Origin of the sequence: Pseudomonas sp. LFM046 (genome assembly GCF_000949385.2) — a bacterium.
Lineage (GTDB): Bacteria > Pseudomonadota > Gammaproteobacteria > Pseudomonadales > Pseudomonadaceae > Metapseudomonas.
This window is the reverse complement of record NZ_JYKO02000001.1, coordinates 153,697-169,973: the sequence shown is the minus strand read 5'-3', so window position 1 is coordinate 169,973 and position 16,277 is coordinate 153,697. Positions and strand designations below refer to the sequence as shown.

Sequence of the window (16,277 nt, the reverse complement as noted above, 5' to 3'; positions counted from 1 at the left end):
ACCAGCAAGGAGCTTGACCATGACCCGTCGTACCCCGCTCGCGCTCGCCGTTCTGCTCGCTACCGGCCTGGCCGGTTCCGCCCAGGCCGCCGGGACCCTGCACTTCGCCAACTGGTCGGACTATTACCCGCCGGAGCTGCTGAAGAAGTTCGAGAAGGACACCGGCATCACGGCCACCCTGGACGCCTACGACAGCAACGAGACCCTGCTGGCCAAACTCAAGGCCGGTGGCGGCGCCTATGACGTGGTGGTGCCGTCGGACAGCTTCATCCAGATCATGGTGCAGGACGACCTGCTGCAGAAATTCGACAAGAGCAAGCTGCCCAACCTGACCAACCTCAAGGCCAACTTCCAGACCCTCAGCTTCGACCCCGGCCACGACTACAGCGTGCCCTACCTCTGGGGCACCACCGGCTACAGCTACGACAGCAAGCAGGTGCCGGGGGGCAAGCTCGACGAGAGCTGGAAGCCCTTCTTCGAACCGTCGGCCGAATTGAAGGGCAAGGTGGTGGCGCTGAACTCCATCGAAGACCTCTACATCGCCGCGTCCCACTATCTGTCCATCGACCAGTGCACCGAGGACCCGAAGGACGCGAAGAAGATCCAGGACCTGCTGCTGGCGCAGAAGCCGCTGCTCGCCATGTACAACAGTGACGGCACCATCGAGCGCATGGCCGCGGGCGAAGTGGCCATGCACCAGCAGTGGAACGGCGCCTTCCATCGCGCCCACGCCCAGCGCGACAGCCTGGTCTACGTCTATCCGAAAGAAGGCATCCACGTCTTCATCGACAACCTGGTGATTCCGAAGGATGCGGTGAACGTGGAAGAGGCCCACGCCTTCATCAACTGGATGATGCTGCCGGAGAACATCGCCGCCGCCTCCAACTTCGCCAAGTACAACAACGCCATCGAGGGCTCGGACAAGTTCATGGAGAAGGAGCTGTTCGACGACCCGGCCATCAACACCCCGCAAGACAAACTGGACCGCCTGAAGACCTTCAAGCTCTGCTCGCCCAAGGCCCTGAACCTGCGCAGCAAGGTATGGACCAAGCTGAAGAAGTAAAGCGGGCCGTAGGATGGCGTGGAGCGAAGCGATACCCATCGGCGATGGTGATGGGTATCGCAAGCTCCACCCATCCTACGAACCGACCGGACCCGTACCGATCGGTTCGCGCGGAATTCCCGGTGCGCGAGGTGCACCCCACCCCATCAGCCGGCCATCAAGGTTGGCCACTTTGATCCCTTTTTGACCCTTTGCAGAGTTCTGCCCCCGGTATTCCACTGACAGAATCGAAGCGCATGCAACTAGCGGGCGCCCCACAGACGGGTGCCGATTCAACAAGAACAATGGCTAGAGAGATATGACGATGTCCCGTGCGCTTCCGATCCACACCGCTTTCCTTCCTTCCGCCCAGCGGATGCTTCGCCTCCACCCTTACTGACTGCCCGCGCACAGCCGGATGCGCAACGGACCCGGCCTTGCACACGCACGGATGGCTCGCCTTGCGACCCAGGCACCCCTCACGGGTGCGCAGTAAAACGGAGAGAAGAACAATGTCGACCCCTTCCGCCAGCCTCGCCAGCAATGCCGGCCTGCCCAACGATTTCACCCACAGCGCCCAGGGCACGGCCCTGCGCCGGATACTCGGGCTGCCCGCCCTGGTCTTCTTCGGCCTCGTCTACATGGTGCCGCTGACCATCTTCACCACCTACGGCGTGGTCACTGAAATGACCGGCGGGCGCACCGCCCTGGCCTATGTGGTGACCCTGCTGGCGATGATCTTCACCGCCCTGTCGTACAGCTACATGGTCCGCCGCTACCCCATCGCCGGTTCGGCCTACTCCTACACCAGCCTGAGCTTCGGCCCCGGCGTCGGCTTCCTCGCCGGCTGGTCGCTGCTGCTGGATTACCTGTTCCTGCCGATGATCAACTACCTGGTGATCGGCCTCTTCCTCAACATCGCCTTCCCCGAAGTGCCGGCCTGGGTCTTCGTGGTCAGCACCATCGCCCTGGTGACCGTGCTGAACATCCTCGGCATCAGCTCGGTGTCGGGCATGAGCAACCTGATCGTCACCGCCCAGCTGATTTTCGTCGTCGTGTTCCTGGCCATGACCGGCAAGAGCCTGATGACCGGCCCCATCGACTTCACCGCGCCCTTCGTCGGTGACGGCAGCCAGCCCGGACTGGCGCCGCTGATGGCCGGCGCGGCGGTGCTCTGCCTGTCCTTCCTCGGCTTCGACGCGGTGTCCACCCTGGCCGAGGAAGCCCGCGATCCGAAGCGCGACATTCCCCGCGCGATCATCATCACCACCCTCAGCGCCGGCGTGCTGTTCTTCCTGCTGTCGCTGCTCAGCCAGTTGGTGTTCCCCGGCAGCAGCTTCAAGGACGTCGACGCCGCCGCCAATGAAGTGATGCTGACGGCCGGCGGCCAGTTCCTCGCCGCCTTCTTCACCGCCACCTATGTCGCCGGCGCGGCGGGTTCCGCCCTGGCCTCCCAGGCCTCGGTGTCGCGCATCCTCTACAGCATGGGCCGCGACGGCATCCTGCCGCGCCGCCTGTTCGGCACGCTGTCGGAGCGCTTCCATACGCCGACCGTGGCTATCCTGATCGTCTCGGCCGTGTCGCTGCTGGCGGTGGTCATCGACCTCGCCACACTGGCGTCCATGATCAGTTTCGGCGCCCTGGTGGCCTTCTCCGCCGTGAACCTGGCGGTGATCCGCACCTACCTGTTCAGTGGCCGCCCGCGCCAGAGCGGCGATCTGTTGCGCTACGGCCTGGTCCCGGTGATCGGCTTCGCCCTGATCGCCTGGCTGTGGACCAGCCTGTCGGCCCTGACCCTGGCCATCGGCACCGGCTGGTTCGCCGTCGGCCTGGCCTACCTGGCGGTGCAGACCGGAGGCTTCCGCCGTCCGGCACCGCAGGTGCAGTTTTCCGAGTTCGAATGAGCCCACCCCAACGCTAGCCGCAAGGAGACGCTGATGCTGACGATCTATTCCGACGACCACCACCTGCACCACGGCAAGCACGAGCTGATCGGTGGCCAGTTCACCCCCTGCTTCGAGAAGCCGAGCCGCGCCGACATGGTGCTGGACCGCGCCAAGGCGGTGAAACTGGGCGCAATCCAGACGCCCGCCGACTTCGGCCTGTCGCCCATCCTGCGGGTACACAGCGAAGGCTTCGTCAACTTCCTGAAGAACGCCTGGAGCGACTGGCAGGCCAAGGGCCGCAGCCACGACATGCTGCCCATCGCCTGGCCGACCCGGCGCCTGCGCCAGGTGGAACCCACCGACATTGACGGCCGCCTCGGCTACTACTCCTTCGATGCCGGCGCCCCCATCACCGCTGGCACCTGGCAGGCCATCACCAGTTCGGCCAACGTCGCCCTCACCGGCCAGGCGGAGCTGCGCAAGGGCGCTCGCGGCATCTTTTCCCTGTGCCGCCCGCCGGGCCACCATGCCGCCGCGGACTACATGGGCGGCTACTGCTACCTGAACAACGCCGCCATCGCCGTGCAGGCCATGCTGGATGCCGGCGCCAAGCGCGTCGCGGTGCTGGATGTGGACTACCACCACGGCAACGGCACCCAGGACATCTTCTACGACCGTGCGGACGTGCTCTTCACCTCGATCCACGGCGACCCGCGTTTCGAGTACCCCTACTACCTGGGCTTCGCCGACGAGAAGGGCGTGGGCGCCGGGGCCGGATTCAATTTCAACTACCCCCTGGCCGAAGGCAGCGACTGGACCGTCTGGAGCCTCGCCCTGGCCGACGCCTGCCGGCAGATCGCCGAGTACGCGCCGGACGCACTGGTGGTGTCGCTGGGCGTGGATACCTTCAAGGAAGACCCCATCTCGCAGTTCAAGCTGGACAGCCCGGATTACCTGCGCATGGGCGAGATCATCGGCAAGCTCGGCTTGCAGACGCTCTTCGTGATGGAGGGGGGCTACGCGGTGGAAGAGATCGGCATCAACGCGATCAATGTGCTGCAGGGGTTCGAGAGCGTGGCCTAGGGCCCTATCGTTGTAGGGGCGAATTCATTCGCCAAGCAGGCCGAAGGTCTGCCCTTCGGCCGTTCAATTACCGGATACCCATGCGGACTGGGTTGATGGGTATCGCAAGCTCCACCCATCCTACGTCGCTCAATGAGTCGGCTGGACGACACAGCCCCTCTCCCGCAAGCGGGAGAGGGGCTGCATCGATCAATTCACCCGCTCAACGAACTCCACATCCACTTCGCGGCCAGTCAGGTCTCGGTCGACTTCGCCGGTCAGCTTGACGGTGTCCTTCTCGCCGATGGTCTGCGGCGGCCAGTCCTCGTCGTCGATTTCCACCTTCATGGTGCCGGTGGCGTCCTTGAACTCGTAGATATCGCCCTTGATGCGGCGGACGATCTGACCTTGCAGTACCACGGGGGCATCGTCGGCGGCTTCGAGGGCGGCAGCGACTGTATTGATCTGGGTGGCAGCGCCCGGGCCGGTGTAGCTGCTGGCCATGACGGCGGTGGAGAACAGCGGAGCGGCCAGCAGGGCGAGGTATTTGGCGTTCATGGAGGTGATCCCGTGTGTGTTTGGAAGACGGGATCAGGTTAGGAGCGCTAGCTGAATCGAGGCTTAAATGCACCTTAAGCGAAGCTTAACGGCGGGAGCGGCGCTGGAACCAACAGGGCACCCTACTGGAGCGACAAACCCTCGTCCTCGTCGGCGCTGGCCACCAGTTCCTTGCGGAACACGTAGAACAGGTTCGGCTCGCTGACGACATAGATATCGCCGCTCTCGTCCATGGCCACGCCTTCGGCGCGGGGAATCCGACTCTCCAGACCGTTCATGCCACCCAGCAGACTGATGAAGCTGACCGGCTCACCCTGGTCGTCCAGTTCCAGCAGCAGGTTGGACTGGGCCGAGAGCACCAGCAGGTGGCCGGTGCGCGGGTCGACACTGAGGGCGGAGAGATTGCGCATCCCCAAGCCGTAGCTGGGCAGCGGACGCAGCGCTTCGTCCAGGGTGTCGTTACCGTCACTGCCGAGACTGAACAGGGCAATGGGGCCCCGCTCCTTGCCGAGGATCAGACGGCCCTTGGCCGGGTCCCAGGCAATGCCTTCAAAACCCTTGTTGCCGGAATCCGGGAAGCCCAGGTCAAACTCCGGGGTGCTGCCCGCCGTCAGCTCGCGGGTTTCCGGGTTCAGTTCGAAGATAGTCAGGGTCCGGCGACGCTCGTCGGTCACCGCCACGTGTCCGCCTTCCAGCACCGCCACGCCTTCCGGGTTGGAGAAACCTTTCAACGGAATCTTGCGCAACACGTCGCCGTCGCGGCTCAGCTCCACCAGGGTCGGCGATTTGCCGGTGACGGTGAACAGGGTGCCGGTGACGGGGTTGTAGGCCAGATCAGAGGTTTCGTCGTTCTCGAGGCCGGCCAGGGGCTTGCCCTGCAGGACGGCCTTGTAGCCCGGCAGCCAGATGCTGTCGGCGCGCTGTTCCGCGGTCAGCTGATGCTCGCTGAGCCAGACCTGGGCGCGGTCGTCCCAGTGCATGAAGCGGACCAGCGCAGTGGCACCGGCGAGGGCAGCGACCAGTCCCAGCATCAGCCGGGGGCGGTGAATGCACTTCGGGAAGCGGAGTGACATTGGGTACGACTCGTCGATGGGGTCGGGTACAGATAGCCAGATGCCAGTGAAAGTTCCGTGAAATGCTTGCCGCCGCCGGTCGGCCGGATCAGAGGACCCGGCTTTCGAAGGCGCTGTGGCCCACCAGCTCCAGCACCAGTTGGTCGCCCGGATTCAACGGGCCGACGCCCACCGGCGTACCGGTGAGGATGACGTCGCCCGGCTGCAGGCTGAAGTGGCCGGCCATGTGCTGGATCAGCGGCAGGATCGGGTTGAGCATGTCGCGGCTGTTGCCGTCCTGGCAGACCTGGCCATTGATGGTCAGGCGGATGCCGATCTCGTCCAGGCGCTCCGGGGCATCGCCCGGCACGAAGGGCGCCAGCACGCAGGCACCGTCGAAGGACTTGGAGATTTCCCAGGGCAGGCCTTTCTCCTTGAGCCTGGCCTGCACGTCGCGCAGGGTCAGGTCCAGGGCCGGGGCGAAGCCGGAAATGGCGTCGCGCACTTCTTCCTCGTCAGGACGACGGGACAGCGGCTTGCCGATCAGCACGGCGATTTCCGCCTCGTAATGCACCGCGCCGCGGTCCTGCGGAATGCCGAAGCCGCCAACCAGCGGCACCACGCAGGAGCCCGGCTTGATGAACAGCAGCGGCTCGGTCGGCACGGGGTTGTTCAGTTCCTTGGCATGCTCGGCGTAGTTGCGGCCGACACAGACCACCTTGCCCAGGGAAAAGTGGATCGGGGTGCCATCGACGTACTGATGCTGGTAGCTCATTGACCGACTCCTGAAACGCTATCCATGCAAAACAGGCGGTGGATCGCTCCACCGCCTGTCTGCTCAATTGAAGATCTTGCCGGGGTTCATGATCCCGTTCGGATCGAACACCGCCTTGATCGCCTTCATCACCGCGATCTCCGGCTCCGAGCGGCTGTAGCCGAGGTAGTCCCGCTTGGTCATGCCCACGCCGTGTTCGGCGGAGATGGAGCCGTTGTACTTCTCGACGGTCTCGAACACCCACTTGTTCACGGTGGCGCACTTGGCGAAGAACTCGTCCTTGGACAGGTTGTCCGGCTTGAGGATGTTCAGGTGCAGGTTGCCGTCACCGATGTGGCCGAACCAGACCACTTCGAAGTCCGGGTAGTTGGCTTCGACGATGGCGTCGATGTCGTGCAGGAACGCCGGCACCTTGGAGACGGTGACGGAAATGTCGTTCTTGTACGGGGTCCAGTGAGAGATGGTCTCGGAGATGTACTCGCGCAGCTTCCACAGGTTCTGCAACTGCTGCTCGCTCTGGCTCATCACGCCGTCCAGCACCCAGCCCTGCTCGACGCAGTGCTCGAAGGTGGCCAGGGCGTCGTTGGCGATCTCTTCCGAGGCCGCTTCGAACTCCAGCAGGGCGTAGAAGGGGCACTCGGTTTCGAAGGGCGCCGGCACGTCGCCACGGGCCAGGACCTTGGCCATGGCCTTGTCGGAGAAGAATTCGAAAGCGGTCAGGTCCAGCTTGCTCTGGAAGGCATGCAGCACCGGCATGATGGAATCCAGGTCCGGCGAACCCAGCACCATGGCGGTGAGGTTCTTCGGCGCGCGATCCAGGCGCATGGTGGCCTCGACCACGAAGCCCAGGGTGCCCTCGGCGCCGATGAACAGCTGGCGCAGGTCGTAGCCAGTGGCGTTCTTGATCAGGTCCTTGTTCAGCTCCAGCACATCGCCAGCGCCGGTGACCACCTTGAGGCCAGCCACCCAGTTACGGGTCATGCCGTAGCGAATCACCTTGATCCCGCCGGCATTGGTGCCGATGTTGCCGCCAATCTGGCTGGAGCCGGCAGACGCGAAGTCCACCGGGTAGTACAGGCCCTTGTCCTCGGCGAAGTTCTGCAGCTGCTCGGTGACCACGCCCGGCTGGCAGACCACGGTGCGGTCGTACTCGTTGAAGTCGAGGATCTGGTTCATGTAGTCGAAGGCGACCACCACCTCGCCGCTGGCCGCCACGGCGGCAGCGGACAGGCCGGTACGGCCACCGGACGGTACCAGCGCGACCTTGTGCTGATTGGCCCAGCGGACGATGGCCTGCACCTGCTCGATGGTCTTGGGGAAGACGATGGCGCTGGGCGCCGGGGCGAAATGCTTGGTCCAGTCCTTGCCATAGGCATCCAGGGACGCGGCGTCGGTCAGGACCTTGCCGGGCTCAACCAGGGTCTTCAGCTCTTCGATCAGGGCAGCGTTGGTCATCAGCGGAACTCTCAAATCATTCATGGTCGCCCTGAGAACGATTCAGGTCGCAACCGAGCAAGGGAAAAGGAGATCATGCTAGCATACGCACCCCGTGAATCGTGCGCTCCAGCCGATCTTCCGGGTAGCAGCCAACTTCTCCCACGGCCCGCTTCTGTCATTTTTTACCGGGATACATAGGTACGCAGATGAGCAAGACCTCTCTCGAAAAGAGCAAGATCAAGTTCCTTCTCCTCGAAGGCGTCCACCAGAACGCCGTGGACACCCTGAAGGCCGCCGGTTACACCAACATCGAGTACCTCAAGGGCGCCCTCTCGGATGACGAACTGAAAGAGAAGATCGCCGACGCACACTTCATCGGCATCCGCTCGCGCACCCAGCTCACCGAAGAGGTGTTCGACTGCGCCAAGAAGCTCATCGCCGTCGGCTGCTTCTGCATCGGCACCAACCAGGTCAACCTGAACGCCGCCCGCGAACGCGGTATCGCCGTGTTCAACGCCCCCTATTCCAACACCCGTTCGGTCGCCGAACTGGTTCTGGCCGAAGCCATCCTGTTGCTGCGCGGAATCCCGGAGAAGAACGCCTCCTGCCACCGTGGCGGCTGGATCAAGTCCGCAGCCAACTCCTTCGAAATCCGCGGCAAGAAGCTGGGTATCGTCGGCTACGGCTCCATCGGCACCCAGCTTTCCGTGCTGGCCGAAGCCCTGGGCATGCAGGTGTTCTTCTATGACACCGTGACCAAGCTGCCGCTGGGCAACGCCACCCAGGTCGGCAACCTGCACGAGCTGCTGGGCATGTCCGACATCGTTTCCCTGCACGTGCCCGAGCTGCCGTCCACCCAGTGGATGATCGGTGAGCAGGAAATCCGCGCCATCAAGAAGGGCGGCATCCTGATCAACGCCGCGCGCGGCACCGTGGTGAAGCTGGACGCCCTGGCCGACGCCATCAAGGACGAGCACCTGATCGGCGCCGCCATCGACGTGTTCCCGGTCGAGCCCAAGTCCAACGACGAAGAGTTCGAAAGCCCGCTGCGTGGCCTGGACCGCGTGATCCTGACCCCGCACATCGGCGGCTCCACCGCCGAGGCCCAGGCCAACATCGGTCTGGAAGTGGCCGAGAAGCTGGTCAAGTACAGCGACAACGGTACCTCGGTGTCCTCCGTGAACTTCCCCGAAGTGGCCCTGCCGTCGCACCCGGGCAAGCACCGCCTGCTGCACATCCACCAGAACGTGCCGGGCGTGATGAGCGAGATCAACAAGGTGTTCGCCGACAACGGCATCAACATCTCCGGCCAGTACCTGCAGACCGACGAGAAGGTCGGCTACGTGGTGATCGACGTCGATGCCGACTACTCGGACCTCGCCCTCGAGAAGCTGCAGCAGGTCAACGGCACCATCCGCAGCCGCGTCCTGTTCTAAGGTTCGCGTGCTCATGAAAAAGGGAGGCCTGGGCCTCCCTTTTTCATGGCCCGGATTCAGCCGGGCAGGTGTCGGGTCACTTCACCGTGATGGTGATCTGGTCCGAAATCACCGGCGGGCTCAGCGGTACGTGGTTCCTGTCCCCCACCAGCAATTGCAGGGTGTGCTTGCCTGGTGGCAGGGTGACCTCGGTTTCCGTCTGGCCCTTGCCGAAGTGGCGGATGTTGTCGGTCATCGGCAGCGGCATATCCATCGCCGGTTGCTCATCCAGGTTGATCAGCAGATGGTGGTGGCCGGTGGCGGGCGCATCGACACCCGCCGGCGCGACGCCCATGCCCTTGAGGCCGAACTTGACGGTGAAGGTCTGGCCGACGGTGGCGCCATCAGCCGGCTCGATGACGTACACCTGCGCGCCTTCGGGCGCGGGGGTCAGCGGCATGGCCGCCTGGGAAGCGGTGGTAGCGCCAAGCAGCAGGGCGCCCAGGCTCAGGCAATACAGATTCCTCATGACACATCTCCATGTTTTTGTGAGCGAGACACCAGACCCCATGCAACCAGTTAGGTTCACTTGCTGTCCGAGCAAGGCGCTCCACCCGCGCCGGCCGAAAAACCATTAAAAATCGAGGAAGTCCCCCATGCGTCTGCTGTATTGCCTGCCCGCCCTGTTCGCCCTGCTGAGCCCCCTGGCCCAGGCCGAACTGCTCGACGACATCTGGGAACGCGGCAGCCTGCGCATCGCCCTGGACGAAAACAGCCCGCCCTATAGCTACCGTGAGGACGGCAAACTGACCGGTTTCGAAGTGGAGTTGGGCCGTGCCCTGGCGGCGGAGCTGAATGTCGATGCGGACTTCGTGGTAGCAGAAGATGGCAAGCTGCTGGAGGGCCTCCAGGCCGGCCGCTACGACATCGCCCTGGACCAACTGGGAGCCGCGCCCCAAGGCCAGGGCGCCCTGGAGTTCAGCGAGCCTTACGCGTTCCCCCTGGCCGAGGCCGAAGGCGACAACGGCGTGGTGCAGCCCATGGCGATCCCCTTTCAGAAGGGCAATCCGGCTTTCCGCGACACCCTTAACCGCGCCCTCGACAAGCTGAAGTCCGAAGGGCGGCTGGGAGAACTGTCGCAGCAGTGGCTGGGCAAGGACCTCAGCCAGCCGGCCGCGACCGCCCGCTGAGCCTCAGCCTGCCTCCAACTCAGCCAGGCGCGCCGCCGCTTCGGCCAATTCTTCCTCGCTGAACACCTCCACGCCGGCGCGGCGCAGGGCTGCGGCAGTCACCCCCTCGCCGGCGACACGGGTGCCGCTGAAGCTGCCGTCGTAGTTCTCGCGGTTGCCGCAGGACGGGCTGCGCGCCTTGAGCAGGGCGATGCGGATACCGTGGGCGGCCACCAGTTCCAGGGCGATACGCGCCCCGGCGACGAACTCGGCGGTCACGTCCTGGCCGTCGTCGGTGAGCACGGGCAACTCGCCGTCCAGCACCCCAGCCCCACGGCCGCCGGGAATCTCCGCCGGCGCCCGCGGCGTCGGCAGGCCGCCTGCCACCTCCGGGCAGAGCGGCACGATGCGGCCCTCCTCCTGCCAGCGAGCCAGCACGTCGAATGGCCCGTGGGCACCGCCGTCATAACGCACCGGCTGCCCGAGCAGGCAACGGCTGACCAGAATCTTCTGCATCTTCATCTCCAAAGGGGCGCCACTTACGGTCACCCCAGGTAACAGCTGTGGCGCCAGCGCGAGCCGGGCCCAGATCGAAGGTAGGGCCGCGAGCGGTCAACTGCCAAGCTGGTCACGGTGGAAGGCGATGAACTTCCCGATCCTTAGGCGGGAAACGCCGGACGCCACTGGCCGCCTCCCGCACCGCACCCCAGACTCTGCGCGCCAACCGCACAGGAGCGTGCCATGCCCAGAACGACCCACAGCCTACGCCTCGTCCTCGCCTGCGGCACCGCCCTGCTCAGCGGTGCCGGTCAGGCCGCCCTGGAATCCCTGGACAACCAGGCCCTCAGCCAGATCAGCGGCCAGGCCGGGATCAACCTTCGCCTGGACCTGATGACGCGCATCGACAGCCTCACCTGGACCGACGACGGCGGCAGCCTCTCCCTGCGCAACATCCGCATCGACAACGGCTGCGTCAAACCCGGCGACTGCCCCAACGGCGTCGGCGGCAGCTTCGCCCTCGGCCCGGCGCAATTGGGCCTGACCGTTCCGGCGCTGGGCGCCGACCAACCGACCCTCAAGCTCGACGTGGTGAAGAATGCCTCGGGCACCCAGCAGCTCCGCCTGGAGTTGCCCGACCTCACCACCATCAACGAACAGCTTCAGGCCAGCTTCATCCCGGCACAGCGCATCCGCGTGCGGGTCGCCGCCGACATGCATATCGGCGAGCGCCGCATCGGCAGCCTTGAGATCCGGGATATCACCGATCTGCGTGGGCAATTCCGCGTCTGGGGCCACTAGGCCCCTGGATCAGATCGAACCGCTGCCGCGACGACGGAACCACCCGGCCAGGGACAGGCGCTCGCGGCTGGCGGGCAGCACCTCGTGGGGCAATTCCGCGGAGAGGAAGACCACCAGGCTGCCGCCCTCGGGCTGCACGTCATGCTCGCCATCGGCGAGGTGCAGGCGCAGGGCGCCCCCCTGCTCCGGCTGCCAGTCGGCATTCAGGTAAGCCACCACCGATACCGCGCGGCGGTCATTGTCGCGGAAGCGATCCAGGTGTTTCTGGTAGAAGGCGCCGGGCGGATAGAGGGCGAAGTGGCATTCGAAATCCTCCAGCCCCAGGTAGAGCTCTCGATTGAGCTGCTGACGCAGCGCGTCCATCAGCGCCAGGTAGGCATCGCTGGCCGCCGACTGGCCAGGCTCCAGCCAGTGAATGCGGTCGCCGCGAATGCCTTCGCGGACCTGCTGGCCCTCGCCACGCCCCACGGACGCCGCAGCCAGGCTTCCGGCAGCGGCGCGAGCACGACACTCAGCCGCCAGGGCGGCGGTGAGTTCGGCGGACAGGACGAGGCGCTGGTGGGACCAGCCCTGGCTGGCCAGGTCGTCGATGATGGGTTCGAGCAGGGAGGATTCGGCAGGTGTCGTCATGATGGCGGGATTCTACCAGCGAGAAGGATTTCTCCTACATGACCTGGGGCAGTTTCCGACACCTCGACAATAAAGCCCGAGTCCGCAGAGAATAGCCGCACGCTCAACCCCCGCTCTGCCCACCCGCCACCGCCTTCCCCCGCCGAACCGATGCCGTACGAGTGGGTCCGATACGAACAGCGGACTGCGTCATCTAGGAGAATCCATGCGCCTGCTTTTCGCCGTCACCCTCCTGCTCCTCGGCCTGCCCGCGTTGGCTGACGATCACGCCAGCCTCTACCAGGCAGCCGGCTGGCCGGACCAGCGCGCACATTTCAACGACGCCCTCACGGCGGCCCAGCAGCGCTACCAGAAGACCCTGCCGCCGGCGGTCTACCAGGCACTGGTGGACAACAGCAATCGTCGGTTCCAGCCCCAGGCCATCGACCAGCGCGCTCAAGCGGCCCTGCGCGGCCAACTGAACGATCCGCGTCCGGCCCTGGCCTTCTTCCAGTCGCCGCTGGGGCGCAAGATCATCGCCGCTGAAACCCTGGCCACCCGCCGCGACCAACTGGCAAAGACCGCCAACGGTCTGCCGCGCATGGACGCCAGCGCCACCCGCCGGCTGCTGATCCGCCATCTGGCCGATGCCATCCCGGCTCGCGAAGCCGGCGCCGAAGTCAGCCTGGCCCTGGCCGGTGTCGCCGCCGACAGCCTGAGCCAGATGCTTCCCGGCCTGCTGGGCGGCGGCCAGGCCCAGGGCATGATCGACGGCCAGCGCCAGCGCCTGATGCAGCAGATCGGCAACGACCTGGACAACACCCTGCTCTATGTCTATCGCGACCTGTCCGATCCGGAGCTGGAAGAGTTCGTCACCTTCGCCGAATCCGCCGAAGGCAAGGCCTACTACCAGGCCGCCCTGGCCGCCGTACGCGCCGGCCTCGCCGTAGGCCAGGACGCCTCCAGCCTCGCCCCGGCACAGAAGGGCATCTGAGGGGCGGCTCTACACTTCGTAGGCCGGGTGGCGCTTGCGGTACCCATCAGTCCAGTCCGCATGGGTTTCGCTCCGCTCCACCCATCCTACGGGTCCTGCGCCCCCTGGCATTACCCCGAACTTTCCCGCCGTTCTTGTACGGACGAAATCCGGGCTACGTTGCTTGCTGGGTGAGGTTCGTAGGATGGGTGGAGCTTGCGATACCCATCAGCCTTGTCCGCATGGCTATCGCTCCGCTCGCGAAACGCCGCCCGCCCCATCCAACAGGTCCGCGGCGTTATTCCAACCGCTCCCGCAGAAACCCGAAATACCGCTCCCGATAGGCCGGTGATTCGTTCACCAGGTGGTGCCCGGCTCCTTCCAGCATCAGCACCTCGGGCTGGTCGAACTTCTCCGCCAGCACCCCGAGGTTGTGCTTCCAGTCCACCGTCATGTCGCCATCGCCCTGGATGACCAAGGGCCGGTGGCGGCTGCGCGGTGCCTTCTCGATACGCGGCACCCAGCGTGCCAGGGCGCCAACCCAGGCGGTGGGCAGGGTCTGGGGCTGCAGCGGGTCCTTGTGCTGGACGAATTCGATGAACTCGGCATCGCTGGAATTGACGCTGAAGCGGCGCGGGATGCCTTCAACGAAATGGCGCAGCAGCTGGTAGCTGAACTTCGACCAACCCCACGCGCGTGGTCGCACCAGCGGTGCGAAGAGCAGGGTTTCGCCCAGCTCCGGGCGTGGCGAGCCGGTCAGCAGATAATCCAGCAGGATGGCGCCGCCAGTGCTCTGACCAGCCAGGTGCCAGGGTTGCGGCAGGTTCAGGGCCGCAGCCTCGCCCAGCAGCGCCTGGAGGGTGGCCTGGTACTCGGAGAAGTCGCCGATGCTCGCCCGCGCGCCGCTGGACAGCCCGTGTCCCGGCAGGTCGCAGGCAATCACCGCGAAGCCCATGCTCAGCGCCCAGTCCACCAGATGCCCGTAAAGGCCCATGTGATCGTAATAGCCGTGCAGCATCACCAGGCTGGCGCGAGGTTCGGGCGGCAGCCAGAGCTGGGTGACCAGGTTGTGCCCGGCGGCCTCGACGCAGCCCAGGCGCGTGGACAGTCCCGGATAGCGCGCGGAGAAGTCCAGCCCGTAGAACGCGCGATAGCTCTGGGCCTGGCGCAGATCGGCGGCGCCTGCGGCCAAGGGTCGCAACAGCGAGCGCAGGAGATCGGGCTGGAAGTGGTCTGACATCGGGCTTTCCCTGGATGAAGCGAAGAGATCCACAGGACCGCCTGGGTCCCTGGCCGGCTGCCGATATTCTGCTGCCCGGCGCAACGTGGCAAGCTACGCGCCCTCTTCAAGCCCTGTCCCCACGCGCATGCCAAAGCCCAGAACCCTGCTGACCAGCCTGTTCGTCCTCGCCTGCGCGGCCGCCCTGGCCCTCGGCTACCGCTGGTACGAGTCCCGCTATATCCGCCCGTTCAACACCCAGCCCACGGTGTTCTCCGGCGAGCAACTGCGCCTGCCGGCCGAACTCGCCGGACCGGGGCCGATCCGGGTGGTGCACTTCTGGGACCCGGCCTGCCCCTGCAACGCCGGCAATCAGCAGCATCTGGCCGAACTGATCCAGCGTTTCGCGCCCCAGGGTGTGACCTTCCATGCCCTGCAAAAGCCCGGTAGCAAGGGCCAACTGCCCCCCGGCCTGGAAGCCCTGAAGCCGCTGGCGGGCATGCCCGGCGCCGAGCAGTTGCCGGCGGTGCCTGCGGTGGGCATCTGGGATCGTGATGGCCGCCTGGCCTACTTCGGTCCCTACAGCGAAGGGGCGGTGTGCAACTCGGCCAACAGCTTCATCGAGCCCATCCTCGAGGCGCTGCTCGACAACCGCCCGGTGAATGCCAGCAGTACCCTGGCCTCGGGCTGTTTCTGCGCCTGGCGAGCGCCGTCCTAAGCCGCCCCAAGACGCGCCCGGTATGCCTCTGGCGGCACGCCGTACCAACGGCGAAAGGCCCGGTAGAAGGGTGACAGCTCGGAAAAACCGCAAGCCCTGGCCACCTCCCGCAAGGCCTTGCCCTCCTGCAGCAGGTCCACGGCCCGGGTCCGCTGCACCGACTCGCGCAGCCGTCGCAGGTTGCTGCCCTGCTCCGTCAATGCCCGCTGCAGGGCGCCAGCCGAAAGGCCCAGCTCGGCGGCGCAGGCCTCCAGCGAGCAATCCGCACTCCCCAGCCGCACGCCCAGCAGGTAACGCAGACGGTTGAGCAGATCGTTGCCCTTCAAGGCCTCCAACTGCGACTCGGCGTGCTGCCAGAGCAGCGCATGCATCTCCGGGTTGGCGGTGCGCGACGGGCGCTTCAGCAGCGCCGCCGGGAACAACAGCACATCGTGCTCGCGACCGAACTCGGGGAGCAGTCCGAACAGCCGCTGGTGTTCGCTCACCCGAGCGGGCCGGGGATGCCGGAACTGCACGCCGTGGAGGCGGAACTCGCCGTCGGTGATGAAGCCCAGCAGCTTGGTGAACAGCAGCGCCAGGCATTCCATCTGCTGACGCAAGGACGAATAGCCCAGGTAGTTGAGATCGAGCACCAGCCGCGCCTGCCCACCCTGCTCCTGCAACTGGGCGACGAATCCACCGGAAAGGATGTGCTGGAAGCGCAGGAAACTCGCCAGCGCCTCCCCCAGGTCCCGGCTGGCCAGCAGCAGGTAGCCCACCACATCCAGCAAGCGCGGTTTCATGGCTTCCCCCAGGTGCAGGCCGATATCGGGGTCGCCGCACAGCGTGTCGGCGGAGGTCCAGAACTGCGGGGCATCGTCGTGGCGCAAACGGCCGTCCGCCGGAGGCGGCCCCCGGCGGCGGTGCTGGTTGACGCCCTGATAGACCTTCCCCGGGTCCAGCCCGAGGTCGGCCATGGCTTCGTAGAGCAGGCGGCGCAGGGTGGCAGAGTGGGTCAGGGGCGCAGTGGCGGTGAAATCGGTCTCGACGGCGGACATGGAGGGCTCCAGGCAATTGACCGAAG

At 65.6% G+C, this 16,277-nt stretch carries 17 protein-coding genes; 8 read left to right on the top strand and 9 right to left on the bottom strand.

Translation table 11 applies throughout. The annotated features are described in order from the left end of the window. The first annotated feature begins 19 nt into the window (after positions 1-19). From TQ98_RS00840 to TQ98_RS00830, 3 genes are all read left to right on the top strand, one after another. Entirely contained in the window at positions 20-1,063 is a 1,044-nt protein-coding gene (locus TQ98_RS00840; RefSeq protein WP_044871062.1) for an extracellular solute-binding protein, read from the top strand. Between the two features lie 491 nt (positions 1,064-1,554). Then, complete coding sequence (locus TQ98_RS00835; RefSeq protein ID WP_044871061.1) at positions 1,555-2,946, top strand: APC family permease; 1,392 nt, start codon at positions 1,555-1,557, stop codon at positions 2,944-2,946. A gap of 33 nt (positions 2,947-2,979) precedes the next feature. Beyond that, a complete protein-coding gene (locus TQ98_RS00830; protein WP_044871060.1) occupies positions 2,980-4,011 on the top strand; it encodes a histone deacetylase family protein in 1,032 nt (343 codons plus the stop codon). Between the two features lie 189 nt (positions 4,012-4,200). Here the strand turns inward: TQ98_RS00830 and TQ98_RS00825 are convergent, their stop codons facing one another. The 4 genes from TQ98_RS00825 to TQ98_RS00810 all read right to left on the bottom strand — a co-directional run bounded on the left by TQ98_RS00825 (position 4,201) and on the right by TQ98_RS00810 (position 7,830). Beyond that, on the bottom strand, positions 4,201-4,548 hold the full coding sequence (locus TQ98_RS00825; RefSeq protein WP_044871059.1) for a NirD/YgiW/YdeI family stress tolerance protein: 348 nt from the start codon (positions 4,546-4,548) through the stop codon (positions 4,201-4,203). A 122-nt stretch (positions 4,549-4,670) separates the two neighbouring features. Beyond that, positions 4,671-5,579, bottom strand: coding sequence for an SdiA-regulated domain-containing protein (locus TQ98_RS00820; protein WP_242443180.1), 909 nt, complete (start codon positions 5,577-5,579; stop codon positions 4,671-4,673). 130 nt (positions 5,580-5,709) lie between these two features. Continuing rightward, entirely contained in the window at positions 5,710-6,375 is a 666-nt protein-coding gene (locus tag TQ98_RS00815) for a fumarylacetoacetate hydrolase family protein (protein WP_044871057.1), read from the bottom strand. 63 nt (positions 6,376-6,438) lie between these two features. After that, positions 6,439-7,830: an FAD-binding oxidoreductase gene (locus tag TQ98_RS00810; protein WP_044871056.1), complete on the bottom strand. Its 1,392-nt coding sequence runs from the start codon at positions 7,828-7,830 to the stop codon at positions 6,439-6,441. 188 nt (positions 7,831-8,018) lie between these two features. Between TQ98_RS00810 and serA the strand changes: the two genes are divergently transcribed. Beyond that, positions 8,019-9,248, top strand: a complete 1,230-nt coding sequence (serA, locus tag TQ98_RS00805; protein ID WP_044871055.1) for a phosphoglycerate dehydrogenase — start codon at positions 8,019-8,021, stop codon at positions 9,246-9,248. A 76-nt stretch (positions 9,249-9,324) separates the two neighbouring features. Here the strand turns inward: serA and TQ98_RS00800 are convergent, their stop codons facing one another. Next, positions 9,325-9,756, bottom strand: coding sequence for a DUF4399 domain-containing protein (locus tag TQ98_RS00800; protein ID WP_044871054.1), 432 nt, complete (start codon positions 9,754-9,756; stop codon positions 9,325-9,327). Between the two features lie 127 nt (positions 9,757-9,883). On the opposite strand from TQ98_RS00800, the gene TQ98_RS00795 reads away from it, so the two are divergent. Continuing rightward, positions 9,884-10,417, top strand: a complete 534-nt coding sequence (locus tag TQ98_RS00795) for a transporter substrate-binding domain-containing protein (RefSeq protein ID WP_044871053.1) — start codon at positions 9,884-9,886, stop codon at positions 10,415-10,417. 3 nt (positions 10,418-10,420) lie between these two features. On the opposite strand, the gene TQ98_RS00790 is transcribed toward TQ98_RS00795, so the two are convergent. Continuing rightward, a complete protein-coding gene (locus TQ98_RS00790; RefSeq protein ID WP_044871052.1) occupies positions 10,421-10,912 on the bottom strand; it encodes a DUF523 domain-containing protein in 492 nt (163 codons plus the stop codon). 225 nt (positions 10,913-11,137) lie between these two features. On the opposite strand from TQ98_RS00790, the gene TQ98_RS00785 reads away from it, so the two are divergent. Then, positions 11,138-11,695 (top strand): DUF6160 family protein, encoded by a 558-nt coding sequence (locus TQ98_RS00785; protein WP_044871051.1) that lies wholly within the window; start codon positions 11,138-11,140, stop codon positions 11,693-11,695. Between the two features lie 9 nt (positions 11,696-11,704). Here the strand turns inward: TQ98_RS00785 and TQ98_RS00780 are convergent, their stop codons facing one another. Beyond that, positions 11,705-12,325: a 2OG-Fe(II) oxygenase gene (locus TQ98_RS00780; RefSeq protein WP_103102834.1), complete on the bottom strand. Its 621-nt coding sequence runs from the start codon at positions 12,323-12,325 to the stop codon at positions 11,705-11,707. A gap of 205 nt (positions 12,326-12,530) precedes the next feature. Here TQ98_RS00780 and TQ98_RS00775 point away from each other — a divergent pair, with 205 nt between their 5' ends. Then, entirely contained in the window at positions 12,531-13,298 is a 768-nt protein-coding gene (locus TQ98_RS00775) for a DUF2059 domain-containing protein (protein ID WP_044871048.1), read from the top strand. Between the two features lie 277 nt (positions 13,299-13,575). On the opposite strand, the gene TQ98_RS00770 is transcribed toward TQ98_RS00775, so the two are convergent. After that, positions 13,576-14,517: an alpha/beta hydrolase gene (locus tag TQ98_RS00770; protein ID WP_044871047.1), complete on the bottom strand. Its 942-nt coding sequence runs from the start codon at positions 14,515-14,517 to the stop codon at positions 13,576-13,578. Positions 14,518-14,644: 127 nt separating this feature from the next. Here TQ98_RS00770 and TQ98_RS00765 point away from each other — a divergent pair, with 127 nt between their 5' ends. After that, positions 14,645-15,214, top strand: coding sequence for a DUF6436 domain-containing protein (locus TQ98_RS00765; protein WP_044871046.1), 570 nt, complete (start codon positions 14,645-14,647; stop codon positions 15,212-15,214). On the opposite strand, the gene TQ98_RS00760 is transcribed toward TQ98_RS00765, so the two are convergent. Then, complete coding sequence (locus TQ98_RS00760) at positions 15,211-16,251, bottom strand: AraC family transcriptional regulator (protein WP_103102833.1); 1,041 nt, start codon at positions 16,249-16,251, stop codon at positions 15,211-15,213. The two genes, TQ98_RS00765 and TQ98_RS00760, sit on opposite strands and share 4 nt — an antisense overlap. Positions 16,252-16,277: the final 26 nt, after the last annotated feature.